This is a genomic window from Sphingomonas sp. M1-B02 (assembly GCF_026167525.1).
Taxonomy (GTDB): domain Bacteria; phylum Pseudomonadota; class Alphaproteobacteria; order Sphingomonadales; family Sphingomonadaceae; genus Sphingomonas.
The window spans coordinates 408,198-433,019 of record NZ_CP110679.1 but is presented as its reverse complement, the minus strand read 5'-3'; the positions used below and the strand labels follow the sequence as shown (position 1 = coordinate 433,019).

Genomic DNA, 24,822 nt, shown 5'->3' with positions numbered 1-24,822 from the left:
AGCGCAGCCGCACCCGTGCGGACATCGCGGCTCCCGCCGCTAACGCGTCGCGTCCGCCCACCTTGCTGGCTCTAGTGCGACCGACTCGCTTCGTGCGCTATCCCGGCTGCTCTTGGAGGAGGTCGGTGGCAGCGATCGTCCGTACGGTTCTCAGCAGGCCGTCGGTCAGCGAATAAACCCAGCCGTGGAGCATGACCTCCTGCCCGCGTTCAAATGCGGCCCGGACAATCGGCAAGCGGGAAAGGCGATCGAGCTGCTCGGAGACGTTGAGCTCCACCAGCCGGTCGATCCGCTCGCGTTCGCCCAGCACCTCCAGTTCCGTGCGGTGGCGATCGCTGAGCTCCCCTACGTCGCGCACCCAGTGGGCAACCGCGCCTGTCGCGTCACGGTTCATCCCGTGGGCGACGCCGCCGCAGCCGTCATGTCCGCACAGGATGATGTGGCTGACCTTGCTCTTTTCGATCGCGATCTGAAGGACGGCCATCAGATTGTCGTCATCCTCGTGCACCAGATTGGCGACGTTGCGATGGATCGACATCACCCCCGGCGGGGAATTGGTGATCTGATCCGGGGCTACCCGGCTGTCGGAACAGCCGATCCACAGGAAGTTGGGGTTCTGATCGGCTGCCTGACGGACGAAATAATCGGGCCGCTCGTCCTTCAGCTGGGTTGCCCAGGCCTTGTTGGCCAGCAGCAGCAGGGTTTCGTCGTTCATATATGTACCAGCTCCCTACGCGGCGCGTTGATGAGCGGCGCGCTGCGTTCGGCGATATCGCCGCGGACCAGGACTCGAATGTCCTTGAAGTCGGCGCCGCGAACGAACGCGTTGATGATGTCGATATTGTCGAGGTCTACGTAGGACGTGCCGGACAGGTCGATCAGCAGATTCGATCCCTCCGGAACCGCGTTCAGGCACTTTTGCAGTTCATATTTGTGGATGAAGTACAGATTGCGCCGCGCGCGGATCATCACATTGCCGCGCCCGTCATCGACCAGCACGAGCGCCGGGCGGAAGTTGCGGGCGATAACGAACATGAAGCCAATCGCCAGACCGATGGCGATGCCCACCAGCAGATCGGTGAACAAGATAGCAGCGACGGTCGCCACGAACGGTACGAATTGCGTCAGGCCCTGTTTCCAACGCTTGGCGTAGAGCGATGGCTTGGTGAGCTTATATCCGGTCTGGATGAGCACCGCGGCGAGGACCGCGAGCGGAATCAGGTTCAGCAGGAACGGGATCAACAGTACCGACAACAACAGCCAGGAGCCATGCAGCATCGTCGATAGCTTGCTGTTGGCGCCGGCATCGACGTTCGCCGAGGAGCGAACGATCACCGACGTTACCGGCAGACCGCCGATCAGGCCGGATATCAGGTTGCCGCTGCCCTGCGCGAACAGCTCGCGATTCTTGTCGGTAGTGCGACGGCGCGTGTCGAGTTCGTCCACTGCTTTCACGCTCAGTAGCGATTCGAGGCTTGCGACGATGGCGAGCGTGACTGCCACGGTCCAGACGGCCGAGTTGCCGATCTGCCCGAAGTCGGGGAAGGTGAACAGGCGGAGGAAGCCGCCCAATCCTTCGGCGATTGGGACCTGGACCAGATGCTCGGCCCGCAGGTACAGCCCCGGAGCGATTACGCCGAACAGGGCGTTGAGGGCGACGGCACCGACGACCACAACCAGCGGCCCCGGAAGCAGTTTCAGCGGCCCGTCTTTCGGCCGTTTCGCGTCCCACCAGAACAGGAAGGCCATCGACGCGGCCGAGATGATCAGCGCCCCGGCAGTCAAATGGGTCGCGAAACTGTAGAAGATGGCGCTGATCGTGTTGAACCCGTCGACCTGGGCGAAGCTGAAATCGCCCCCGGGATCGCCATCATAGCCGATCGCATGGGGGATTTGCTTCAGGATCAGGATGAGTCCGATCGCCGCGAGCATGCCGGTGATGACCGAGGACGGCACGAACTCCGCCAGCACGCCGCCGCGAGACAGCGAGAAGATCATCTGCAGAATGCCCGCCAGCGCGACCGCGAGCAGGAACGCCTCGAAGCTCGGCAGCCGTTCGATTGCGGCGAAGACGATGGTCGTCAAACCCGCGGCGGGACCGCTCACCGAGAGCGGCGATTTGGACAGGAAGCCGACGACGATACCGCCGACGATGCCGGCGATCAGCCCCGAAAAGAGCGGCGCGCCCGACGCGAGCGCGACGCCGAGACAGAGTGGAAGCGCCACCAGCGCGACGACGATCGACGCTGGCAGATCCTGCTTCCAGCCCGAGAACGGCAGGACTTTTGTCATTCCAGAACTTTCACGATTGGGGTGGCCCGCTTGCGAGGGCCAGGCTTTTCAGCGTGGTCGAGGCTCAGGCCGCCTCGACCCTGACGAAATCGGCGGCCAGGCGCCGCGCCGGCGACAGTGCGACCGGCAGCGCCTCCCCTTCCTGGACCGCCAGGAAGCGGCCCTTCTCGCCGTCCAGCGCCAGGATGCCGCCGGTGTGAATGTCGACGAACCAGCCATGGAGCGTCAGTTCACCCTTGGCGATCCGGCTCGCGACTGCCGGATGCGTGCGCAAATGCTGCAATTGCACAACGACATTTTCGAGGCTCGCCGCGCGGATCGCCGCCGGGCCGTCCAGCTCGGGATAGCTATGGTCGACGACCGCCTTTGCCGCCTGGCTGTGGTTGAGCCATGCCCGCACGCTGGGCAGCGCATCGAGGCCCTCGGGATTGGTCAAGGCGCCCATCGCGCCGCAGCCCGAATGGCCGCAGATGACGACGTCCGTGACGCCGAGGGCCGCGACTGCATATTCGATCGTCGCGGTGACGCCGCCATTCTGCTGGGCGAAGGGAGGAACGATATTCCCCGCATTGCGGATGACGAACAGCTCGCCCGGACGCGCCTGCATGATCTGTTCGGGGACGATGCGCGAGTCGGAGCAGGAGATGATGAGCACCTTGGGCGCCTGCCCCTCGTGCGCGAGCTTGCCGTAGAGATCCGCCTCGTTCGCGAAAACCTCGGTCTCGAAGCCGAAAACCCGGCCGACGACATCGTTCATACCCGACATAAATTCACCCTCGATGTTGCAGCGCGGTAAGCGCCTGTTCGAGAGCCATTTAGCGAGCGGGACCTTTCCGTACCCGCGCCTGATTGTAACGAAGTGTTTCTGGTGCGCTACGTTTTCGCGGCGATCGGCAACCGGATCGTGGCCGCCAGCCCCCCTTCCGTCCGGTTGACGAGCGTCAGGCTGCCGCCCTCATCGGCCACCGCGCGCTCGACGATCGAGAGACCAAGTCCGAAGCCGCTGGTGTCGCGCTGCCGCGCATGATCGAGCCTCACGAACGGTTCGCGGACCAGCATCATCGACTCGTCCGGGATGCCGGGCCCGTCGTCGCTCACGCAAATGAGGACGGCATCCCCCTCTGCGCTAAGCAGCAGCTCGACATCCGAACCATAATGGACTGCGTTTTCGACCAGATTGACGACGGCGCGACGGATCGCGATCGGGCGCAGCCGCATTTCGAGATGCGCGGGGCCCCGATAGCCCACCTCATGTCCATGATCGCTGAAATCATCGACGATGCTCGCGCACAGTACGGCCAGATCGATCAGGCGGGGCGATTCCGGCTCGCCGTCACCGCCGAGGAAGGTGAGGAGCGAAGTCACCATCGCCTCCATGCCCTCGATATCATCCTCTACCTCGCGGCGCAGCGCAGGATCCTTCACTGCCTCGATGCGCAGCCGCAACCGCGCGAGCGGTGTACGCAAATCATGGCTTACCGCGGCCAAAGCGCGCGTCCGTTCGTCGATCAGCCGCCGGATCCGCTCCTGCATGGCGTTGAACGCCTCCATCAGGCGCTGCACGTCGCCCGAGCCCTTCGGGGCCTTGGCGGTCGATGCCCGATCGAGCCCCGGGCCGAATTGCTCGACCGTCTCGGTCAGCAAGCGGACCGGTTTCAACGTATGGCGAATGAAGAGCCCGCCCAAGATCACGAGCGCCAGCAGCGTCATCACGCTCGAGAAGATGCGTCCATAGATGGCGCTGGTCGTCTGCAGGGGCTCGACGGTGCGGAAGAACAGCCAATCGCCTTGCGGCAGCTGCAGCGATCCGACCGCGATGGTCGAGCCACTGTGAGGCAGGGTTTGCGCCTGAAGGTTCGTTTGGGCCAGCGTCGGCTCCCACGCGACGATCTGCTCCCTGATCCCATCCCGGCTCTCGCCGTTGCTCGGCAATACGGGGCGGTTCGCGCTCCACTGCACGAAGTAGCGGGCCGTCGTCAGTTCCACCGCCATCGCGCGGCGCTGGTCATAGGGCTGTTCTGCAATCAGGCTGCGCGCGATGACGAGATGCTCGGCCAGGCGCCGCGCCTCGTCGTTCCGCACCGAGAACTCACTCGCTTGTTCGTAGATGATCGTGCTGATCGTGAACTCGACGACCAGCGTGACGAGAAAGATCGCGAACAGCCGTGCGATGATGCCGTTCGGGAGGAAGCGCAGCCGCTTCACTCGCGCTCGACCGGCGCGTTAAGCATATAGCCGACCCCCCGCACCGTAACGATCGGCGCGCGCTTCTCGGAGGTCGACAATTTGCGCCGCAATCGGCTGATCAGGACGTCGATGCTGCGATCGGTGGCGTCGGCCTGGCGCGTGCGGGACAATTCGATCAGCCGCTCGCGGGCGATCACGCGGCCGGCCTGATCGAGCAAGGTGGTCAGCAGATCGAACTCGGCGCCGGTCAGCTCCACCACGGCGCCGCTGGGCGCGCGCAACTCGTGCCTTCGTGTATCGGCAACCCAGCCATCGAAATGATAGAGGCCGAGCGACGGGCTGCCGGCGCCGTCGGATTCGAAACGACGCAGCACGGCCCGGACGCGGGCGACCAATTCCCGCGTGCCGAACGGTTTCGAGATATAGTCGTCCGCCCCCAGTTCCAGCCCGATGACCCGATCCGTCTCGCTACCCTTGGCGCTGATGAAGATGATCGGCACGTCGCTATCACGGCGGATGCGGCGGCAAAGATCGATGCCGCTGGTTCCCGGCAGCATGATATCCAGAAGGATCAGCTCGACGCCTCCCTCGTCCATAGCCCGCCACATTTCGGGCGCGGCCGAGCAGGGCCGCACTTCAAAGCCGTTTTCTTTCAGCGCTCGCGCCGTGAGCACGCGCAGAGCGGGATCGTCCTCGACAAGCAAGATCATCGCGCGCCGATACCGATTCACGGCTTCGGCATGCAAGGAGAGTCTTCATGTGGGCGCAGCCCTCCCCCGTCCCCCCTCGACCATGCCGAAGGGCGGGCCCGTCCTCCCGATCGCCGCATCCGCTGCTCGATGCGCTTTCAGAGTGTTTGCAGGACAGACTCCCGGGCGGATCTCGTCGATGGACCGACTAATCTCCAATGAGCATCGATTAGAAGCATACGCTTCGATTAGAAGTGTCTAAGGTACGTTGTTCTCACGCGCGCCGTGGGTCATCAGCGTAGGATCCTCGCTCGATGCCAAGGTGGTCGAACCTAGCGCTGAAGGCGACGGTCATCGGCACGGCGATATGCATTGTCGCTCTTGTGTGGGCGCTCGTGCTGATCCAGATCCAATATGAGCGGCGCGAAACCGTCTCGGCGGCGATCCGGAACAACATCAACAGGTCCATTGCGCTGGAGCAATATGTCGCGCGCACATTGGAAGGAGCGGACCTCGCGAGCGCCTATGTCGCCAACCGCTATTCCGCGCTTCTGGAGCGGAACCGGCTGGCCCCTCCCTCACCGATCCCGATCATTCCGCTCGGCGACTTCACGGTCAGATCTCCCGCCGTGCGAGAAATCAACATCATGAACGCGCGTGGCGATCTGATCGCCACCAGCGAGGCGTCTCCCCCTCCAAGGGTAAACGTCTTCGAGACCCCCATCTTCCAGCAGCATCGCTCAAACCCGAGCATCGCCCTGCGCGTGAATCCTCCGTCTCGCTCTCGCTTTTCCGGAAGATGGCTCTTGCTCCTGACACGTCGCGTGAACCTTCGCGACGGGAGCTTTGGCGGAACCGTGAGCGTCCAGATCCATCCGAACGAGCTCACCAACTTCTTCAAGGACGCATCGATAAGCGAAACCGAGCTCGTCTCGGTCATCGGTCTCGATGGGATCACGCGTGCGCGACGCACCGGGAACACGCTCAGTTTCGGTCAGGACCTTCGGGGCACCCTGGTGATGCGCATGCAGGACCGGAATCCCAACGGGACCTATCTCGGTCCCAGCGCGCTGGATGGTCTGGTGCGCTATTTCAGCCATCGCAGACTGTCTCGCTACGGGATATTCGTGACATCGGGCGTGTCCGAGGCGGCCGTTCTCCTGCCGGCTCGGGCGCGAGCAGGGGGATATTTTGCAGGCGCCACGCTGATCGGCCTGGTGATCGCGATCGCGGCATGGCTGGTGCTTGCGCTGATAAGGCGCACAGCCCTGAGGGAAGCCGAAATCATCGCGGCGAATGCGCGTCTGCGAGCCGCCCAGCGGTTGGCGAGGCTGGGCGACTGGCGCTTCGATATTGCGACGGAGACCTTCCACTGGTCGGAAGATCTCTGCGCGATGTACGAGCGTCCGACGTCGCCGGCCGATGTCACGCTCAGCGACTTCGGCCAACTCGTCGGGCAGCACGGGCTCGACATCTTTCGCTTCGCACTGAAGGAAATGCAGGCGCTACGCGGCCGGCACGAATATGAGCTCGCGGCGCGCCTTCCGAGCGGGATCATCAGCCACCGGCGCATCGTCGCCGTTCCCGATTTCGATGCGGCGGGGCAATTGGCGGGCGTTCATGGCACCGATCAGGACATCACCCCGCGCAAGCTGCTCGAATCGCTCCAGGAGCAAGTCGGCCATCTTGCCCGGATCGACGGCCTGAACGTCATTGCGGCGACGTTGGCGCACGAGTTGGCGCAGCCCCTGGCGGCGGCGTCCAACTTCCTCGCCGCCGGAACGATGCGGCTGGCGCAAGAGGGAGAGCCCGACATGCGCGAAGTCATTGCGACCTTGAACGCGACGCGCGGGCAAATCCTGCATGCCGGCGAGATAATCCGGCGCGTGCGCGATCTGGTGCGAAATCGCGAGGCCCGGGCGGACCTGATCTCGCTGCGAGAGGTAATCGAGAGTGCCGTGACCTTGTCCGAGGCGGCCAGCCCTGGAGCCCGGATCGATCTTTCCTCGCTCAGGGAAGGTGCGCCTGCAAAGGCACTGGCGGACGCCGTCCAGGTGCAGCAGGTCCTGGTCAATCTCATCCGCAATGCGCGCGACGCGTCTCGCCCGCGGGAAGCCGCCATCACGATCGCCACGAGTTTCCTCGACTCGGCATTTGTTCTGATCTGCGTGACCGATGACGGGCCCGGCATGGCAAGCAGCGGGGACGACGTTTTTTCTCCGTTCACGCCTTCGCTGCGCGAAGGTCTCGGCGTCGGCCTCGCAATCTGTCGAACCCTGGTTCAGGCCATGGGAGGCTCGATATGGGTGGCTGAATCCGGCAATTCGGGCACCACCGTCTGTTTCACGCTGCCACGCCCGATCGAGCTCGCTCGCGAGCAGGAGGTCGAAGCGCGTGCGACGCGAAGATCAAAGGTCGAGCAATGAGTCCCCGAGATTAGGCAAGGCCCGGCGCCGACTGTCACGTCGCCGACTGTTGCGAGGTCGCGGAGATTCATCGATCTTCGAACGCCCGGCAGTCGCGTCGCGCCGAAAGTCGCCGATCGGGTGAAAGGGAGGTGCCGACATGCACGAGGTCTCCACAATCATATTGAGCGGAGGCGCCGCCGAACGCACGCCGGCGATCGCCCGTGAATTTCGAGGGGGCGCGCTCCGCATTTCCGACGTCTTCATCGCCGATCATGTGTCCTATGCGCAGCAGGCGCCAAGGCATCTGCTGAACGTGCCGCTTGCCGTGGATGGCGCGCCATCGTCCGGGATTGCCTTGTCCTTCACCCCCGCGGACCGAGAACGTCGCGGTCGGACCTGCCAGGGTGGGATGATCGGGCTCCAGATCGGTTTCGACGACTGGTTCTTCGATGAGGCTTGTGAACAGCCGGTACGCGCGAGCCTGAAAGCGGCCGACAAGGTCGACGCCAAATCGACCCTGATGGCGCATGCGATCGTTTCGCTGGACCCGCGGCAGACCCCCGATCGGATCGCCCACGACACGATGCTGATCGCGCTCGCACGCCATCTCGGCCGGACCTATGGCCACACGACCGGGCGTCGCGACGACGGCTGGCTACACCCGCGCGCGCTTTCGCGCGTTATCGAGCGGATCGGATCGGACCCGGCGATGTGCGTGTCGCTACAGGATCTGGCGGCGGAGGCAGGGCTCGGCGTTAGCGCGTTTATCCGAGCCTTTCGCGGCTCGGTGGGGGTCACGCCGGCCGCCTTTGCGCGGCGAATGCGCCTGGAGCGAGCCGCGCAGCTGCTGCAGCGGACCGACCTTCCCGTCGGCGAGATCGCCCTGCTTTGCGGGTTTTCCTCCGCTTGGCATTTCATCGGCGTCTTCAGTGCGGGCCGCGGCACGACGCCCGCACGCTGGCGGTCCACGCTGGGCCCCGCGGGATAGCTGGGCCTGCACAGTCCGACTGCGAAAAGGAACGACCGGGACGGCTTGGCCTCGAATGAACATTTCGCTGGATGCTCCGGGCTGTAAGGATTATTGGACACTGCCTTCGCCAGCTCGCAAGGTACTGGCAGGGATCAGCATGGAGAGCTTCGACATGATGCAATCGGGATCGACAACTCGCTTCGGCCAACTGGCGCTGTGCGTGGCGGCTTCGGCGCTCGCACTGGCGGCATGTTCCCAGGAGAGCGCGCAGGAGGCCGATACGCAGGTTGCCGCCGCCAACGAAACGGCGGCCCCGGCCGAGGCGGCTGCGCCCGCCGCCACCGCACCGGCACCCGCAGCCGACAACACGGACACGATCAGCGGCGTCAAATTCGCCGCCTACACCGGCGATGCGACGAAAGGTAAAGCCGATTTCGCCACCTGTGCGGCCTGCCATTCGGTCGATGCCGGGGTGAACAAGATCGGACCGTCGCTGCACGGTATCGTCGGCCGCAAGGCGGGCACGGTCGCCGGCTTCGCCTATTCGGCGGCGAACAAGAATAGCGGCATCACCTGGACGCCCGAAAAGCTGTTCCAGTATCTCGAAAAGCCGCAGCGCGTAGTGCCCGGGACCAAGATGATCTTCCCCGGTTTCCCCGACCCGCAGAAGCGCGCCGACGTGATCGCGTATCTGCAAGGCAATACCTGACCATCCGAACGGGCCCGGCGACCAGCGTCGCCGGGCCCGATCATTGCCGCCGCACCCCGCGCGTCAGATCGGCCAGATGGACCGGGAAAGACAGCAGCAGCGGCAGCCCGATCCAGCGCCAGTCCATTCCCGCAAGTGCGGCGCGAAGCGCCAGCAGCATGAGCGCACCGGGCGCGAGCCTCAGCAGCGCGTCAGCGATACGCCACCCTCCCCACCTGGTCAGCCACAGCAGCTCGAGCGCGATGACGGCGAGCACCAGATCGACGGCGTGCCCGCTGGCGAACAGCCACTGCATCGCGCTCAGGAAAAGGGTCCGTTCAGATTGACGATGGTCATGTTGAGATAACCGGCAAAGGTCACCCACAGCAGATAGGGGATCAACAGCACGGCCCCGACCATCGAGCGCCGCCAGATGATCACGATCAGCACGGCGACCGATAACCACAGCCCCAGCACTTCGATCAGCGCCCAATCGGGCCGGTGCAGCCGGAAGAAAAGCAGGCTCCACAACAGGTTGAGGACGCCGTTGAGCGCGAACATGCCCAGTAGCCATTCGCGTTCGCGCCAGTCGGGTGTCGCCAGCCAGCCGGTCACCCCGGCGATCGCGGTGGAGGCGAAGATCGCGGTCCAGGCCATGCCATAGACGGCGTCGGGCGGCGCCCAATCGGGCTGCGCCAGACTGCGATACCAGGGCCCGATATCGGTAATCGTCGCGCCGAGCACCGCGACGGCGGTGGCGGCGAACGCGGCAGTCAGGATCGGCATCAGCCAGGCGCGGCCCATCCCCACTCAGCCCGCCGTCTGCATGAGATGGCGCATGTCTTTCACGAAGATGCGGAGGTAAGCGAGCGGCCGGGCATAAACGAGCCGCTTGTTCATATAAGCCGGCCAGATCAGCTTCTGCACATCCCGGTCCTCGCACATCGCCACGAAACGTTCGCGCCGACGATCGTTTCGGTACCAGAAATATTGCATGATCCCAAGGATCCAGAAGACGCGGCCATGGGCGCGCATGAAGCGCCGGCGGGCCTGGCCGAGCGCCTTCGGGTTCCCCGAGACCAGGAAGGCGCCGACCGCGGCGGCGGCTTCGCGCCCAGCCACCATCGCATAATAGATTCCCTCGCCCGACGCCGGAGCGACCACGCCGGCGGCATCGCCGGTGACCAGCACGTCGCGGCCATTGTCCCATTTGCGCAAGGGTCGCAGCGGGATCGGCGCGCCCTCGCGGCGGATCGTCTCGCAGCCCGCAAGTCCTTCGCGCGCGCGCAGGCGGGCGACCGCGTCGCGCAGTCCGAACCCCTTGTTGGCGCTGCCGACGCCCACGCTGGCGGTGTCGCCATGCGGGAAGATCCAGGCGTAGAAATCGGGCGACAGCGCGGCCTGGTAGAAGACGTCGCAACGCCCGCGATCGAAGCCCGCGTCGCCGGGCGCGGGCGAACGGATCACTTCATGATAGGCGAAGACGCAGGGCATGGTCTCGGCTCCGTCGAGCGTGGCGCGCGCGACTCGCGAGCGGGCGCCGTCGGCCCCGATCACGCACCGTGCACGGACGCGGCGCTCGGGCCCGCCGCGCGCGTCGGTATAAACCACGATCGCGCCCTCCTCGCCGTCCCGCTCGATCCGGTCGAAAGTGCCAGTGCGGCGTTCCGCACCGGCCAGCGCGGCGCGCGCGCGCAGCCATTCGTCGAAGCTCTCGCGATCGACCATGCCGACGAAGCCCTTGCCCACCGGCATGTCGACTTCGTTGTCGGACGGCGCGATCATCCGCGCCGCGACCGCGCGGCCGACGATCAGCTCGTCGGGAATCGCGAAGTCCTCGATCAGCCGCGGCGGGATGGCACCGCCGCACGGCTTGATTCGTCCGCCCCGGTCAAGAAGCAGCACGCTGCGCCCCGCCCCGGCAAGATCAGTGGCAGCCGTCGCGCCCGAGGGTCCGCCGCCCACCACGACGCAATCGAAGCGTTGCACGCTCATGCCGGGCTGCCGGTCCAAGCGCGCCGCGCGACGCGCGAGGGTGCGCGACGGGCGACCGACGCGGCGGCGAGGAACAGAAGCGATTCGAGCCCGAAAACGAGGGTGAAGGTCTGTGGCGTAGAGCCGATCAGCGCGCGCCCTGCATCGACGCCGACCGCGCCGATCAGGCCGCCCAGCCCGAACGCGACCGCCTGCGCCGCGCCCCACACACCCATGCGAATGCCTTCGCGACCTCCGCTGGGGCTGGCCTTGCCGCCCCCCGCCAGCGCCATCATCGTGCTGATCGCCGCTACTGCGAACACCCCGTTGGCGAAGCCCAACATCGCAATATTGGCGGCCAGCGGCCATACCGGGCCGGCCTGCGCCGCCATGGCGAGGCCGACAAGCGCCAGCGCCGAGCCGATGCAGCCGCCGACGATCCACCGCCGCAAACCCGCAGCGCTGCGCCCACCAAAGGCACTCCCGCCGACACCGACCAATACCATCCCGGCAAGCACCCCGGCATGCTGGATGCCGGACAGCTGGGTCGATTGCCCGGGGCTATAGTCGAACAGCAGCCCGGCAAAGGGCTCTAGGATCAGATCCTGCATCGAATAAGCGCACATCGACAGGAACACGAAGATGGTAAAGCGGCGAGCCTCTTCGTCGGACCATATCTCGCGCAGCGCAGTGGCGAAATCGGAAGCCGGCGCGACGGGGGGCGCAGGCCCGGGCGCCGGGCCTGCGCGCTCGCCCTCGACGCCCCACACCGCGACGATCGCCAGCAGGAATGCCCCGCCTGCAACTGCGCTCCCTACGGTCGCCAGCCGCGGCAGCGAGAAGGGATCGATCAGCGCGCCCGCAACTCCCGCTGTGACGACGATGCCCGCGATCATCATGATCCAGGTGATCGATGCCGCCGCCGCCCGGCGTTCGGGTGCGACGCATGTCGCGAGCAATGCCAGCAGCGACGTGCCCGCCGCGCCGACCCCGGCGCCGATCATCGTGAAAGCGACTAGGGCCAGCGCATACCCCCATGCCGAGCCCGTCGCGAGCAGGCTTACCGCGTCTATCGCCAGCACCGCGCCCAGCGCCAGGATCGCCATGCCGAGCAGGATCCACGGCGTCCGCCGCCGCCCGCGATCCGAGCCGTGGCCCCACATGGGCCGCGAAAGCTGGACGGCGTAATGCCAGGCGACCAGCCCGGCTGGGAGCGCCGCGGGGAGCGCATATTCGACGACCATCACCCGATTGAGCAACGATGTTGCCAGCATCACGATCGCCCCGATCGCACTCTGCACCAAGCCGAGCCGGACGATGCCGAGCCAGCCAAGCGACGCGGAGGTCATAGCCCCATTACCCCGCCCAGCCCGAATGCCGACGCGAGCATCCCGAACACGTACAGCGTCGTCCCGGTCGCATTGTACCAGGGAGTGTGGGTACGGGGATCGCTGAGAAGGCGCCGCATCAGGATCAACTGGCCTGCCAGCAGTGCTGCGACGATCGCCGCCGCGACCGAATGTCCCCACGTCGCGAGTAACGCCACGACCACGAACTGCGGCAGTGCCATCACCGCGCAGGCGAGCCGCGCGGCGCGATCGACGCCGAGCACCACCGGCAGCGAGCGCAACCCGGTGGCACGATCGCCCTCGACCGCCTTGAAATCGTTGAGCGTCATGATGCCGTGCGCGCCGAAACTATAGAGCGCGAGAATGATGAGCACCGGGACGGACGGCAGCGCGCCGGCCATCACGCTCGCGCCGGTGAACCAGGTCAGGCCTTCATAGGTCAGCGCAACCACGGCCGGGCCCCAGATGCCGCTTACCTTGAACCGGAACGGCGGCGCGCTGTAGCCCCAGGCGCAGAGCAGGCCGAGGCAGGTCGCGGCCAACACCCATGGCCCGGTCACCGCGGCCAGCGCCAGCGACAATATTGTCCCGGCAATGGCGATCCGCAGCCCCCAATTGCCGCCGATTCGGCCCGACGGGATCGGCCGACCCGGTTCGTTGATCGCGTCGACGTCGCGGTCGAACCAGTCGTTGATCGCCTGAGAAGTGCCGCACACCAGCGGCCCGGTCAGGAGCACGCCCGCGATCAGGAAGGGCCAGCGATCGGCGATCGGTACGCCCGACGAGACCACGCCGCACATGAACGCCCACATCGGGGGGAACCAGGTGATCGGCTTTAGAAGTTCTAGGACATCCCGCGCCGCCGGGATCGGGGCCGGGCTTCTGCTGGAGAGCGATCGATCCATGCCCGAAGGCTAGGCATGACACTGCAGATCGTCAAACCAAATTGACATACCCGGCCGGGCGCCGGTCAGTTGGAGTCGGGAACCAGATTGCCCAGGCCATGCCGATGCATCTTGGAATAGAGGCTCTGCCGGCTGACCCCGAGGATTTCGGCCGCGGACGCACGATTGTTCGACGTATATTCAAGCGCCGCTTCGATGCAGAGCCGCTCGATCAAGTCGGTCGATTCGCGAACGATTTCCTTGAGCGACGTCCGGCCGACCAGTTCGGTCAGCTGCTCCACCGAACGCGGGACATCGCGCGGCGCCGGAGGCAGGTCGCGCATCCGGCGAGCGACATTGCGAATGGTGAAGCCGTAGCATTCGCCATTGGCCGTCGGGGCAACGACGCCCGAAACCTCGACCTCTTCCTGCCCGCCCGCCGATCCGCGCAGGATCGTCGCGACGTTGCGCACGGTGCCATGTTCGCGCAATTGCCCACGGATCAGATCGAGATCGATGCCGGGACGGCCGAGCCATGTCGCGAGCTTGGCGCCGGTGACACGTTCGGCCGAGGGCATTTCGGTCAGTTCGACGAAGGCGGCGTTGGCGGTCAGAATATTGAAATCGCGATCGGCGAGGACGAAGGCGTCGGGCATGCGCTCGACTACCTCGCTCAGCGTCGCCTGGTGGCGATCCCCCGGGCTCGCCGCGTCCACCGGCAGCGCGCGCACCAGCATCAGCGGAACGCGCGATTCGCGAAACAATTGCGCCGAGATGCGCGCCGGACCGCGGCGATCGCGCAGCCGCAGGGTGACCGGCGCGATATAGTCCGCGACTTCGGCCGCGCCGAGATGGGCGATGAAATTATCCCGGTCATCGGCTTCCACGATCGCATTGACCGGGGTGCCGGCAAGCGCGCCGTCGGCCAGATCGAGCATGCGATGCGCGGCAGGGTTTGCTTCGCGGATGAGACGGGTCTGGGCGTCGACGATAAGCACCGGCTCGGATGCGATATCGAACAGCATCCGGTAACGCGTCTCGACCTGCCGCAGCCGGATATAATCGCGTTCCAGCGACTGCTGAGTGCGCAGCAATTGTTGCTGCATTGCAGCAGCGCCGCGCATGTCGCGACCGATCGCGATCAGCCGGCTACTGTCACCCAGCGCCATCACCAGGTAACGGACGGGCACGTCGCCGCCTGCGACGCTGTGGTTGATCTGGCGCCAGCGCTGGTTCCCACCGGGTTCGGACGCGGCGTCAAGCATCTCGCGAACCTTGGTCCGGCTCTCCACCGTCACCGTATCGATCCACCTGCCACCGACCCACGCGTCGAAGCCGTGGCCAAGCAATTCGCCCTGGGCGATCGCGACATCGAGGACCACGCCCTCAGCCGTCAGGATGATCGTCAGGTCGCCGACCGCGGCGAGCAACGATGCCGCAGTGCTGGCGGACAACGATCCCGGGGTCGTTCCGGCAATAGCGAAAGCCGCGTTGCGTGTATGGGCTGCAAGCTTGTTCATCGAAGATCGTCAAGCTCCGCGAAAGGGATGACCTCAACGGTAGTGCGCGGCCTCCCGGGCTCGCTCACGCACCAGCGACGTGGCCATTTTGAGAGCAACTTTTGCATCGCGGGCGGTTCCATCAGCTCCAATTTGCCGCGCGAGATCAGGGTTCGCAGCGAAAACTCTGCCCCCGACCATAACGCATGCACGCGGATTCCTGGAAACGTTTCGCATTGCAGCAATAAGCGAAGGCAGTTCGGCAATATGGCAGTCGCAACTGATCGTCAATCCGATGAGGTCGAACCAGCCGGCGGAGACCCGCTTGAGCAAGTCGGGCGTGGTCGCGTCGCTGAGGCGGTCGGTCTCCCAGCCGTCGCGGCGAAAGACTTCCTCGATCACGACGGTACCAAAGCTGTGGCCGTCGCCCGGCATGGACGCGAACAGCGCACTGCTGCTGCCGCCGGCGCCGATGCGCTTCGGCGAGGCGGGCGTGGCGATCTCGTGGACGATTTCCTGCAGACGCCACAAGCCCATCGTCACGTCGATGAAATCGCAGCGATCATCTTCCCAATATTCGCCCAGCAGCCGAGCCGCCGGCGCGAGCAAATCCACCATGACCGTGTCGACCGAGACGCCGCGCGAGAGGATTCGCTCGACATGCGCCAGAAGCACGTCTGCCTCGACCTGCAAAGCCATCGGCGCGAGCGCCTCGACCTCGGCAGGGTCGATCGTGACGCCGCTCTCCTCGATCTCCGCGGCCGGGGGCTCCAGATCGGTTGCGTGCGCCACCATCAGGCGCGGAATGATCTCGCTTTCGATCAGTGTCGTGAGCGATCGGCTATCGTCCAGATCGACCCGCGATCGGAAAGCGGAAAGACTGTCGTCACTGCGTCGCCAGTTGCGAGTCAGCATGCCGCCGTCGTCGGTCGGAACACCTCTGGCAGATCGCATCAGCGACGGCATATCGATGCCCCTCCCCGTTCGGGCCAGGCCTTGCGGACTGGTCAGTGATACGCCCGATCACAGGATGCGCCGCCTTATTGGCTGGCTCCATCGAGTCGCGAGCATAGGATCATTTCCGGCCCGCTTACAACCGCAAAGAACCACCGCACTGCAACATGTGTCAAATAGTTTGGACGTCAGTTTTAATTGACACTTTGCCGAAGGTTGGCCTAGTCTTTGTGCATTGGGGCAATGGCTAGGCGGGACGCGATGCGGTCGAACGACCCTTCCTTCGCAGACATCAAAGGGGGCACACTCCAGCCTCTCTACACGCCCGAACAGCGCCGCCGCCGCGACTCGACTCGCTGGACGCTGGTGCAGGGGATCCTCGCCCCGGTGCAGTTCCTGATCTTCCTCGTCAGCCTGGCGTTGGTGCTGCGCTATCTCGCCAACGGCGAAGGTGCTTATGCCGCGACGGTCTCGATCGTGGTCAAGACGCTGGCGCTCTACGCGATCATGATCACCGGCTCGATCTGGGAAAAGGTCGTGTTCGGCAAATGGCTGTTCGTCCCTGCCTTCTTCTGGGAAGACGTGTTCAGCATGCTCGTGCTGGCGTTGCACAGCGCCTATCTGGTGGCGTTGTTCGCCGGGCTCGGCTCGGAGCGCGATCGGATGCTGCTCGCGCTGGCCGCCTATGCCACCTACGCGATCAACGCCGCGCAGTTTCTCCTCAAATTGCGCGCGGCGCGGCTTCAAGGGGCGACCCAAGCCCGAAGCCTGGCGGTGGCAGGGTGACCGCGTTGCTGTCCGCCGCGCCGCTGGGATGCGAATCCGCACCCGTCCTGCGCGAACGCGGACAGCGCGAGGTTTTCTGCGGACTGACCGGGATCATCTGGCTCCACCGCAAGGTTCAGGACGCTTTCTTTCTCGTCGTCGGCTCGCGCACGTGCGCGCATCTGCTCCAGTCGGCCGCCGGCGTGATGGTGTTCGCCGAGCCGCGCTTCGGCACCGCGATCATCGAGGAGCGCGACCTCGCCGGGATGGCCGATTGCAACGAGGAGCTCGACCGAGTCGTCGATCGGCTGCTCGCACGCCGGCCGGATATCAAATTGCTGTTCCTCGTCGGCTCGTGCCCCTCCGAAGTGATCAAGCTCGATCTCTCGCGCGCCGCTGCGCGGCTCTCGGTCAAGCATGCCGGCGTGACCAAGATCCTCAATTATTCGGGCTCGGGGATCGAGACCACCTTCACCGAGGGCGAGGACGCCTGCCTCGCCGCTCTGGTCCCCGATCTCGCCGCCGACACCTCGGACGCGCCGAGCCTGATGATCGTCGGCGCGCTGCCCGATGTCGTCGAGGACCAGTTCCTGCGGCTCTTCGCCGAGCTCGGCATCGCCCCCGTCCATTCGCTCCCCGCCCGCCGCGCCGGCGCCATGCCGCCGGTTGGCCCGAACACGCGCTTTCTGCTCGCCCAGCCCTTCCTGGGCGAGACCGCGCGCGCGCTCGAAGATCGCGGCGCGGTACGCCTCGACGCGCTGTTCCCGTTCGGCGCGGAGGGAACCACCAACTGGCTCCAGGCCGCCGCGACCGCCTTCGGCGTGGACGACATGCACTTTCGCCGGGTGATCGCCCCGGGCCGCGAGCGGGCCAAGCGCGCGATCGCGCATTCGGCCGAGCGGCTGGCCGGCAAGCGCATCACCTTTCTCCCCGATTCGCAGCTCGAAGTGCCGCTCGCGCGCTTTCTCGCCACCGAATTGGGCATGGTCCCGGTCGAAGTCGGCACGCCCTATCTCCACCGCCGCCATCTCGCGCAGGAACTGGCTTTGCTCCCCGCCGACACGCTGATCAGCGAAGGCCAGGACGTCGACAAGCAGCTCGATCGCGTTCGCGCCGCGCAACCCGATCTCACGGTCTGCGGCCTGGGGCTCGCCAACCCGCTCGAGGCCGAGGGGCTGACGACCAAATGGGCGATCGAACTGGTCTTCTCGCCGATCCACGGCTTCGACCAGGCCGGCGACCTCGCCGAACTCTTCGCGCGGCCGCTGCGGCGCCGCGACGTGCTGAGGGTCTGAGGCGATGCAGCTGACCGTCTGGACCTATGAGGGACCGCCGCATGTCGGGGCGATGCGAGTCGCGACAGCGATGGAGGGCGTCCATTATGTCCTCCACGCGCCGCAGGGCGACACCTATGCCGACCTGCTGTTCACGATGATCGAGCGGGCGTCCAAGCGCCCGCCGGTCACCTACACCACCTTCCAGGCGCGCGACCTCGGCAAGGATACCGCCGAGCTGTTCCAGACCGCGACGCGTGAGGCCTATGCCCGCTTCCGCCCCCAGGCAATGCTGGTCGGCGCTTCGTGCACCGCCGAGCTGATCCAGGACGATCCCGCCGGCATGGCGCAGGCGATGGGCCTGCCCTGCCCGGTCATCGCGCTCGAGCTGCCGAGCTATCAGCGCAAGGAGAATTGGGGCGCGGCCGAGACCTTCTACCAGCTCGTCCGCACCCTCGCCGACAAGAGTGCCCGCCCTGCCCCGCGCGAAGGCCGCCGCCCGTGCGCCAATTTGCTCGGCCCGACGGCACTCGGCTTCCGCCACCGCGACGACGTGATCGAGATCACCCGCCTGCTCGACACGCTCGGCGTCGATGTACACCTGGTCGCCCCGCTCGGCGCCTCGCCCGCCGATATCGCGACGATCGGCGCGGCGGACTTCAACATCCTCCTCTACCCCGAGATCGGCGACACCGCGGTGCGCTGGCTGGAGAAGACCTTCGGCCAGAAGACCGTGCGCACCGTGCCGATCGGCCATGGAGCAACGCGTGACTTCATCGCCGAGGTCGCGGAGATAGCCGGGATCGACGCATCGGCGGCGCTCGATACCTCGAACCTGCCCTGGTGGAGCCGCTCGGTCGACTCGACATATCTGACGGGCAAGCGCGTCTTCATTTTCGGCGACGCGAGCCACGCCATCGCCGCCGCCCGCGTGGCCCGCGACGAGCTCGGCTTCGAGGTCGTCGGCCTGGGCTGCTACAACCGCGAATTCGCCCGCGACCTGCGCGAAGCCGCCGTGCGCTACGGCGTCGAGCCGCTGATCACCGACGACTATCTCGAAGTCGAGGAGGCGATCCAGGCGCTCCAGCCCGAACTGGTGCTCGGCACCCAGATGGAGCGCCACATCGCCAAGCGGTTGCGCATCCCCTGCGCAGTGATCTCGGCACCGGTCCACGTCCAGGATTTCCCCGCACGCTATTCGCCGCAAATGGGGTTCGAGGGCGCCAACGTGCTGTTCGACACCTGGGTCCACCCACTGGTGATGGGTCTGGAGGAACATCTGCTGACGATGTTCCGCGACGATTTCGAATTTTCTGACGCCAGCGGGGCGAGCCATCTGGGGCATGGTTCTTCTTCTATCCTCCCCGGCACGGGGAGGGGGACCGCCGACGAAGTCGGTGGTGGAGGGGGCTCTCCACAAACGGACTCGCCCGCGGAGAGCCCCCTCCACCATGCTACGCATGGTCCCCCTCCCCGTGCCGGGGAGGATTTCTGGTCCCCCGAAGCCGAAAAAGAACTGCTCAAAATCCCCTTCTTCGTGCGCGGCAAGGCACGCCGCAACACCGAGAAATACGCCGCCGAACAGGGCCTCACCGCGATCACGCTCGACACGCTCTACGACGCGAAGGCGCATTATGCCCGGTAGCGCGCCCCTCCCCCAGAAACCCCTGCACGTCGTGATCGTCACGCTCGACAACCATCTGTCGGGAGCAGCTGAACGCGCCGCCGCGCAATTCGCCAGCGACGGTTCGCCGATCACGATCGGCTTTCACGCCGCCGCCGACTGGGACCGCGACGCCGGCGCGCTCGACCGTTGCACCGCCGACATCGCCCGCGGCGACATCGTCATCGCGACGATGCTGTTCCTCGAGGATCATATCCGCGCGGTGATGCCCGCGCTCGAGGCGCGGCGCGAGGAGTGCGCGGCGATGCTCGGGCTGATGTCGGGCAGCGAAGTCGTCAAGCTCACCCGGCTCGGCGACTATCGCATGGACAAGCCCGCCAAGGGCCCCCTCGCCTTGCTCAAGCGCCTCCGCGGCTCGTCCAAGCCCGGCGCGACGGCGGGCGCGAGCCAGATGAAGATGCTGCGCCGCCTGCCCAAGATGCTGCGCTTCATCCCGGGCACCGCGCAGGACGTCCGCGCTTATTTCCTCACGCTGCAATATTGGCTGGCGGGCAGCGACGACAATGTCGTCAACATGGTCCGCGCGCTCGCCAATCGCTACGCCGGCCACGCCGCCCGCGCCGAAGCCCCGCGCGACTATCCCGAAGTCGGCCTCTACCATCCCGAGCTCGCCGAACGGATGGTCGAGCAGGTCGATGCCCTTCCCGCCAAGCCAGGCACCGCCGGCACCGTCGGCCTGCTGATGCTGCGCTCCTATCTGCTCAGCCGCGATACCGGCCATTATGACGGCGTGATCGCGGCGATGGAGGCCAGGGGGCTGCGCGTCATCCCGGCCTTCGCCAGCGGGCTCGACTCGCGCCCGGCGATCGAGGCATTCTTTCTCAAGGACGGCCACGCCACCGTCGATGCGGTGGTGTCGCTGACAGGCTTCAGCCTCGTCGGCGGCCCAGCGTACAACGATGCGGCAGCGGCCGAAACCACGCTGGCGCAGCTCGACATACCCTATGTCTCGGCACACCCGATCGAGTTCCAGTCGCTCCAGCAATGGGGTGCGAGCCGCCAGGGCCTGCTGCCGATCGAAGCGACGATGATGGTCGCGATCCCCGAGCTCGACGGCGCGGTGCTGCCCAGCGTGTTCGGCGGCCGCGCCGACGGCTCGGGCGAGGCCTGCACCGGATGCGGCCGGCGCTGCATATTCCCCGCATCGGGCCTGGCCCGCGCAATGCAGAGCTGCCCCGAGCGCGCCGAAGCGCTCGCCGGCAAGGTCGCGAAGATGGTCGCGCTGCGCCGCTCCGATCGGGCCTCACGCAATCTGGCCATCGTGCTGTTCAACTTCCCCCCCAACGCCGGCGCAACCGGCACCGCCGCGCACCTCGCGGTGTGGGAATCGCTCCACGCCACGCTGACTCGGCTTTCGGCCGAAGGCTATGAAGTCGCGGTCCCCGCCGACGTTGATGCGCTGCGCGAGGCCGTCCTCCACGGCAATGCCGCGCGCTACGGCGCCGACGCCAACGTCCACGCCCGCATCCCCGCCGACGATCATGTCCGCCGCGAGCCACACCTCGCCCAGATCGAAGCGCAATGGGGCCCCGCACCGGGCAAGCAGCAGAGCGACGGCGGCACCATCCACGTCCTCGGTGCGCAGTTCGGCCAGGTCTTCGTCGGCATCCAGCCCGCCTTCGGCTATGAAGGCGATCCGATGCGACTGCTGTTCGAGGGCCGCTTCACCCCGACCCACGCGTTCAGCGCCTTCTATCGCTGGCTGCGCGAAGATTTCGGCGCGCACGCCGTCCTCCATTTCGGTACGCATGGCGCGCTCGAATTCATGCCGGGCAAGCAGGCCGGCCTTAGCGGCGATTGCTGGCCAGAGCGGCTGATCGGGGACCTGCCCAATATTTACCTCTACGCCGCCAACAACCCCTCCGAGGGTCTGATCGCCAAGCGCCGCTCGGGCGCGACCCTGGTCAGCTACCTCACGCCCCCGTTGGCCGAGGCCGGTCTGTACAGGGGTCTCAACGACCTCAAGGCACTGCTCGAGCGCTGGCGTTCCTCCCCATCCGAGGACGAGCGCGCCGCGCTTGAGCCGATGATCCGCGCGTCGGCGGAGGCACTGGACCTCAGCCCAGCTCCCCCCCGTCATGCTGAACTTGTTTCAGCATCTATCGCGTCACAAACGACGACATCGCCGGTGGAGGAATGGACCCTGAAACAAGTTCAGGGTGACGGAGCGTGGGACATAGCCTCGCTCCCCGCGCGCCTCTACGAAGTCGAACGCGAACTGATCCCGCACGGACTCCACGTCCTCGGCGCGCCAATGTCCGAAGAAACGCGCGCGCAGATGATTGCGGCAGGCGCCGATGCCGATCTGTCGGTCGAGAACGAAGAGCTCGATGCGCTGGTCCATGCGCTCGATGCCGGCTTCGTCCGCCCCGCGCCGGGCGGCGACGTGCTGCGCAATCCCAAGGTGCTGCCGACCGGGCGCAATATCCACGGCTTCGACCCCTTCCGCATCCCCGGCGCATTTGCTTGTGACCAAGGCACGCGCCAGGCCGAGGAATTGATCGCGCGGCACACCGGATCCGGCGCGCCCTTCCCCGAGACGCTGGCGATGGTGCTGTGGGGCACCGACAACCTCAAGTCCGAAGGCACCCAGATCGCCCAGGCGCTGGCGCTGATCGGCGCCCGGCCGCGCTTCGACGGGTTCGGCCGGCTCGCCGGCGCCGAACTGATCCCGCTTGGCGAACTCGGCCGCCCGCGGATCGACGTGGTCGTCACGCTTTCGGGCATCTTTCGCGACCTGCTGCCGCTCCAGACGCGGATGATCGCCGAAGCCGCCTGGCTCGCCGCCTGCGCCGACGAACCGCTCGACCAGAATTTCGTCCGCAAGCACAGCCTGGCGCACGCCGCCAAGCATGACTGCGACTTCGAGACCGCGGCGCTGCGCGTCTTCTCCAACGCCGAAGGATCGTACGGCGCCAACGTCAATCTGCTCATCGACGACGGCGCGTGGAGCGACCCCGACGAAATCGCCGAAGTGTTCGAGCGCCAGAAAGGCTATGCCTATGGCCGCACCGGCAATCCCGCGCGCCAGGCCGACTTGTTCAAGACCGCGCTCGCCGGCGTCGATCTCGCTTATCAGAATCTCGACTCGGTCGAGCTCGGCGTCACCGACATCGATCATTATGTCGATGCGCTCGGCGGGATGAGCCGCTCGATCACCCGGGCCAAGGGCAGCAGCGCCCCGATCTACATCGTGGATGCGACCCAGGGCGCGACCAAGGTCCGCACGCTCACCGAGCAAGTCGATCTCGAGACCCGCACCCGGATGCTCAATCCGCTCTGGTACGAAGGCATGCTCAAGCACGGCTTCGAGGGCGTCCGCAACATCGAGGCGCACGTCACCAACACGATGGGCTGGTCCGCCACGACCGGCGAAGTCAGCCCCTGGATCTATCAGCGGATCAGCGAGACCTATGTGCTCGACGCCGAGATGCGCGAACGCCTCGCCACGCTCAATCCCAAGGCTTCGGCCCGCGTCGCCAATCGCCTGATCGAGGCGAGCGACCGGCAATATTGGGCGCCCGACGCGGCGACCCTGGCGGCGCTCCACGCCGCCAGCGACGAACTCGAAGACCGCCTCGAAGGCGTCACCGCGGTGGCGGCATAAGGAACCTATATGGCATTGCTCGATCCCCCCACCCGCACCCGCGACAGGATAGGCCTCGATGGCGAGGGCAGCCTTCAGGTCGCGCTCGATCCCAACGATCGGATCGGCACCGCCAAGGTGTTCGCGGTCTATGGCAAGGGCGGAATCGGCAAGTCGACCACCTCGTCGAACCTTTCCGCCGCCTTCTCGCTGCTCGGCAAGCGCGTGCTCCAGATCGGCTGCGACCCCAAGCATGACAGCACCTTCACGCTGACCAAGAAATTGATGCCGACGGTGATCGACGTGCTCGAAACGGTCGAGTTCCACGCCGAGGAACTGCGCCCCGAGGATTATATGTTCGAGGGTTATAACGGCGTGATGTGCGTCGAGGCGGGGGGGCCGCCGGCGGGCACCGGCTGCGGCGGCTATGTCGTCGGCCAGACGGTAAAACTTCTCAAGCAGCACCATCTGCTCGAGGAAACCGATGTCGTCCTGTTCGACGTGCTCGGCGACGTGGTGTGCGGCGGGTTCGCCGCGCCGCTCCAGCATGCCGAGCGCGCGGTGGTGGTCGCGTCGAACGACTTCGACAGCATCTTCGCGATGAATCGCATCGTGGCGGCGATCAAGGCCAAGGCTAAGAATTACGACGTACGGATGGCGGGCGTGATCGCCAACCGTTCGGCCGCGACCGACGAGATCGATCGCTTCAACGCCGCGACCGGGCTCAAGACGCTCGCGCACTTCCCCGATCTCGACGCGATCCGCCGCAGCCGCCTCAAGAAATGCACCCTGTTCGAGATGGAGCAGACTCCCGAGGTCGCCGCCGCCTGCGACGAATATAAGCGCCTCGCCGCCTTGATGTGGGCGGGCTGCGACGCACTCGACGCCGAGCCGATGAAGGACCGCGACATCTTCGAATTCCTGGGATTCGAATGATGTCGACGCTGACCTACGATCGCTTCCGCACCGATCTCGAAGCCTATTTCGATCGCACCGCGTCGAAGGCATGGGAGCAGCTGACCTCGGATGCGCCGGTCAGCGGCGTCCGCGCGAAGGTGCGCGCCGGCCGCACCGAAATGCGCGACACCCTGCTCTCGTGGATGCCCGCCGACATGACCGGGCTGCGTATGCTGGACGCCGGCTGCGGCACCGGCGCGCTCGCGGTCGAGGCAGCGCAGCGCGGGGCGGAGGTCGTCGCGATCGACGTGGCGGGGAGCCTGGTCGAGATCGCCCGCAAACGCGCGCCCGCCGGCCTCAACATCGACTGGCGGGTCGGCGACATGCTCGATCCCGCGCTCGGCCGCTTCGATCATGTCGTCGCGATGGATTCGCTGATCCATTACCCCGCCTTCGATATCGTCGATGTCATCCGCGCGCTGGCCGATCGCACCGCCGGATCGATCGCCTTCACCTTCACGCCGCAGACCCCAATGCTCAGTGCGATGCTCGGCATCGGCCGGCTGTTCCCGCGCGGCGACCGTTCGCCCGCGATAATTCCGGTACGCGAGCCGTTGCTGCGCACGCTGATCCGCCATGCGCTGCCCAAGGCCCGCCTCGGCCGCGACCGCCGCATCTCGGCGAGCTTCTACACCAGCCATGCGCTGGAGATACTGCCCTGA

General features: G+C 66.2%; 21 protein-coding genes. 9 read left to right on the top strand and 12 right to left on the bottom strand.

Annotated elements, in window-relative coordinates; genetic code table 11:
• Window positions 1-97 precede the first annotated feature (97 nt).
• The 5 genes from OKW87_RS02155 to OKW87_RS02135 form a co-directional block, all read right to left on the bottom strand.
• Complete coding sequence (locus OKW87_RS02155) at window positions 98-715, bottom strand: carbonic anhydrase (protein WP_265541936.1); 618 nt, start codon at window positions 713-715, stop codon at window positions 98-100.
• On the bottom strand, window positions 712-2,292 hold the full coding sequence (locus OKW87_RS02150) for a SulP family inorganic anion transporter (protein ID WP_265541934.1): 1,581 nt from the start codon (window positions 2,290-2,292) through the stop codon (window positions 712-714). The genes OKW87_RS02155 and OKW87_RS02150 overlap by 4 nt, the downstream gene beginning before the upstream one ends.
• A gap of 64 nt (window positions 2,293-2,356) precedes the next feature.
• Complete coding sequence (locus OKW87_RS02145; RefSeq protein WP_265543955.1) at window positions 2,357-3,049, bottom strand: carbonic anhydrase; 693 nt, start codon at window positions 3,047-3,049, stop codon at window positions 2,357-2,359.
• A 116-nt stretch (window positions 3,050-3,165) separates the two neighbouring features.
• Window positions 3,166-4,497, bottom strand: coding sequence for an ATP-binding protein (locus OKW87_RS02140; protein ID WP_265541933.1), 1,332 nt, complete (start codon window positions 4,495-4,497; stop codon window positions 3,166-3,168).
• On the bottom strand, window positions 4,494-5,189 hold the full coding sequence (locus OKW87_RS02135) for a response regulator transcription factor (RefSeq protein ID WP_265541932.1): 696 nt from the start codon (window positions 5,187-5,189) through the stop codon (window positions 4,494-4,496). The genes OKW87_RS02140 and OKW87_RS02135 overlap by 4 nt, the downstream gene beginning before the upstream one ends.
• Window positions 5,190-5,482: 293 nt before the next feature.
• Between OKW87_RS02135 and OKW87_RS02130 the strand changes: the two genes are divergently transcribed.
• The 3 genes from OKW87_RS02130 (at window position 5,483) to OKW87_RS02120 (ending at window position 9,255) form a co-directional block, all read left to right on the top strand.
• On the top strand, window positions 5,483-7,594 hold the full coding sequence (locus tag OKW87_RS02130) for an ATP-binding protein (RefSeq protein WP_265541931.1): 2,112 nt from the start codon (window positions 5,483-5,485) through the stop codon (window positions 7,592-7,594).
• 139 nt (window positions 7,595-7,733) lie between these two features.
• Window positions 7,734-8,564, top strand: coding sequence for a helix-turn-helix domain-containing protein (locus OKW87_RS02125; protein ID WP_265541929.1), 831 nt, complete (start codon window positions 7,734-7,736; stop codon window positions 8,562-8,564).
• A gap of 139 nt (window positions 8,565-8,703) precedes the next feature.
• Window positions 8,704-9,255: a c-type cytochrome gene (locus OKW87_RS02120; protein WP_265541927.1), complete on the top strand. Its 552-nt coding sequence runs from the start codon at window positions 8,704-8,706 to the stop codon at window positions 9,253-9,255.
• A gap of 40 nt (window positions 9,256-9,295) precedes the next feature.
• On the opposite strand, the gene OKW87_RS02115 is transcribed toward OKW87_RS02120, so the two are convergent.
• The 7 genes from OKW87_RS02115 to OKW87_RS02085 all read right to left on the bottom strand — a co-directional run bounded on the left by OKW87_RS02115 (window position 9,296) and on the right by OKW87_RS02085 (window position 15,906).
• Window positions 9,296-9,550, bottom strand: a complete 255-nt coding sequence (locus OKW87_RS02115; RefSeq protein ID WP_265541925.1) for a hypothetical protein — start codon at window positions 9,548-9,550, stop codon at window positions 9,296-9,298.
• Between the two features lie 5 nt (window positions 9,551-9,555).
• Window positions 9,556-10,038 (bottom strand): TspO/MBR family protein, encoded by a 483-nt coding sequence (locus OKW87_RS02110; protein ID WP_265543954.1) that lies wholly within the window; start codon window positions 10,036-10,038, stop codon window positions 9,556-9,558.
• Window positions 10,039-10,044: 6 nt separating this feature from the next.
• Window positions 10,045-11,229 (bottom strand): geranylgeranyl diphosphate reductase, encoded by a 1,185-nt coding sequence (locus tag OKW87_RS02105; protein WP_265541923.1) that lies wholly within the window; start codon window positions 11,227-11,229, stop codon window positions 10,045-10,047.
• Window positions 11,226-12,557, bottom strand: coding sequence for a BCD family MFS transporter (locus OKW87_RS02100; protein ID WP_265541921.1), 1,332 nt, complete (start codon window positions 12,555-12,557; stop codon window positions 11,226-11,228). Before OKW87_RS02100 ends, OKW87_RS02105 begins: the two co-directional genes overlap by 4 nt.
• Window positions 12,554-13,462, bottom strand: coding sequence for a chlorophyll synthase ChlG (gene chlG / locus OKW87_RS02095; RefSeq protein WP_265541919.1), 909 nt, complete (start codon window positions 13,460-13,462; stop codon window positions 12,554-12,556). Before chlG ends, OKW87_RS02100 begins: the two co-directional genes overlap by 4 nt.
• A 65-nt stretch (window positions 13,463-13,527) precedes the next feature.
• A complete protein-coding gene (ppsR, locus tag OKW87_RS02090) occupies window positions 13,528-14,895 on the bottom strand; it encodes a transcriptional regulator PpsR (protein WP_265541917.1) in 1,368 nt (455 codons plus the stop codon).
• A gap of 99 nt (window positions 14,896-14,994) precedes the next feature.
• Complete coding sequence (locus OKW87_RS02085) at window positions 14,995-15,906, bottom strand: cobalamin B12-binding domain-containing protein (RefSeq protein WP_265541916.1); 912 nt, start codon at window positions 15,904-15,906, stop codon at window positions 14,995-14,997.
• A gap of 249 nt (window positions 15,907-16,155) precedes the next feature.
• Here OKW87_RS02085 and bchF point away from each other — a divergent pair, with 249 nt between their 5' ends.
• The 6 genes from bchF to bchM are packed head-to-tail and all read left to right on the top strand — an operon-like array spanning window position 16,156 to window position 24,822.
• Window positions 16,156-16,680, top strand: a complete 525-nt coding sequence (gene bchF, locus OKW87_RS02080; protein WP_265541914.1) for a 2-vinyl bacteriochlorophyllide hydratase — start codon at window positions 16,156-16,158, stop codon at window positions 16,678-16,680.
• Between the two features lie 5 nt (window positions 16,681-16,685).
• Window positions 16,686-17,954 (top strand): ferredoxin:protochlorophyllide reductase (ATP-dependent) subunit N, encoded by a 1,269-nt coding sequence (locus OKW87_RS02075; protein ID WP_265543953.1) that lies wholly within the window; start codon window positions 16,686-16,688, stop codon window positions 17,952-17,954.
• 4 nt (window positions 17,955-17,958) lie between these two features.
• The gene (bchB, locus tag OKW87_RS02070) at window positions 17,959-19,578 is read left to right on the top strand and encodes a ferredoxin:protochlorophyllide reductase (ATP-dependent) subunit B (protein WP_265541912.1); all 1,620 of its coding nucleotides are present in this window, start codon (window positions 17,959-17,961) and stop codon (window positions 19,576-19,578) included.
• Window positions 19,568-23,224: a magnesium chelatase subunit H gene (locus OKW87_RS02065; RefSeq protein WP_265541910.1), complete on the top strand. Its 3,657-nt coding sequence runs from the start codon at window positions 19,568-19,570 to the stop codon at window positions 23,222-23,224. The genes bchB and OKW87_RS02065 overlap by 11 nt, the downstream gene beginning before the upstream one ends.
• Window positions 23,225-23,233: 9 nt before the next feature.
• A complete protein-coding gene (gene bchL / locus OKW87_RS02060) occupies window positions 23,234-24,139 on the top strand; it encodes a ferredoxin:protochlorophyllide reductase (ATP-dependent) iron-sulfur ATP-binding protein (RefSeq protein ID WP_265541908.1) in 906 nt (301 codons plus the stop codon).
• Window positions 24,139-24,822: a magnesium protoporphyrin IX methyltransferase gene (gene bchM / locus OKW87_RS02055; protein WP_265541906.1), complete on the top strand. Its 684-nt coding sequence runs from the start codon at window positions 24,139-24,141 to the stop codon at window positions 24,820-24,822. The genes bchL and bchM overlap by 1 nt, the downstream gene beginning before the upstream one ends.

Bases quoted from the DNA above. Each gene is read 5' to 3' on its own strand.
- OKW87_RS02135 (WP_265541932.1), bottom strand. From the start codon at position 5,189: ATGATCTTGCTTGTCGAGGACGATCCCGCTCTGCGCGTGCTCACGGCG.
- bchL (WP_265541908.1), top strand. From the start codon at position 23,234: ATGGCATTGCTCGATCCCCCCACCCGCACCCGCGACAGGATAGGCCTC.
- OKW87_RS02125 (WP_265541929.1), top strand. From the start codon at position 7,734: ATGCACGAGGTCTCCACAATCATATTGAGCGGAGGCGCCGCCGAACGC.
- OKW87_RS02065 (WP_265541910.1), top strand. From the start codon at position 19,568: ATGCCCGGTAGCGCGCCCCTCCCCCAGAAACCCCTGCACGTCGTGATC.
- OKW87_RS02120 (WP_265541927.1), top strand. From the start codon at position 8,704: ATGGAGAGCTTCGACATGATGCAATCGGGATCGACAACTCGCTTCGGC.
- OKW87_RS02155 (WP_265541936.1), bottom strand. From the start codon at position 715: ATGAACGACGAAACCCTGCTGCTGCTGGCCAACAAGGCCTGGGCAACC.
- OKW87_RS02145 (WP_265543955.1), bottom strand. From the start codon at position 3,049: ATGAACGATGTCGTCGGCCGGGTTTTCGGCTTCGAGACCGAGGTTTTC.
- OKW87_RS02115 (WP_265541925.1), bottom strand. From the start codon at position 9,550: ATGCAGTGGCTGTTCGCCAGCGGGCACGCCGTCGATCTGGTGCTCGCC.
- OKW87_RS02110 (WP_265543954.1), bottom strand. From the start codon at position 10,038: ATGGGCCGCGCCTGGCTGATGCCGATCCTGACTGCCGCGTTCGCCGCC.
- OKW87_RS02150 (WP_265541934.1), bottom strand. From the start codon at position 2,292: ATGACAAAAGTCCTGCCGTTCTCGGGCTGGAAGCAGGATCTGCCAGCG.
- OKW87_RS02130 (WP_265541931.1), top strand. From the start codon at position 5,483: ATGCCAAGGTGGTCGAACCTAGCGCTGAAGGCGACGGTCATCGGCACG.
- OKW87_RS02085 (WP_265541916.1), bottom strand. From the start codon at position 15,906: ATGCCGTCGCTGATGCGATCTGCCAGAGGTGTTCCGACCGACGACGGC.
- bchB (WP_265541912.1), top strand. From the start codon at position 17,959: ATGCAGCTGACCGTCTGGACCTATGAGGGACCGCCGCATGTCGGGGCG.
- OKW87_RS02100 (WP_265541921.1), bottom strand. From the start codon at position 12,557: ATGACCTCCGCGTCGCTTGGCTGGCTCGGCATCGTCCGGCTCGGCTTG.
- OKW87_RS02105 (WP_265541923.1), bottom strand. From the start codon at position 11,229: ATGAGCGTGCAACGCTTCGATTGCGTCGTGGTGGGCGGCGGACCCTCG.
- chlG (WP_265541919.1), bottom strand. From the start codon at position 13,462: ATGGATCGATCGCTCTCCAGCAGAAGCCCGGCCCCGATCCCGGCGGCG.
- bchF (WP_265541914.1), top strand. From the start codon at position 16,156: ATGCGGTCGAACGACCCTTCCTTCGCAGACATCAAAGGGGGCACACTC.
- bchM (WP_265541906.1), top strand. From the start codon at position 24,139: ATGTCGACGCTGACCTACGATCGCTTCCGCACCGATCTCGAAGCCTAT.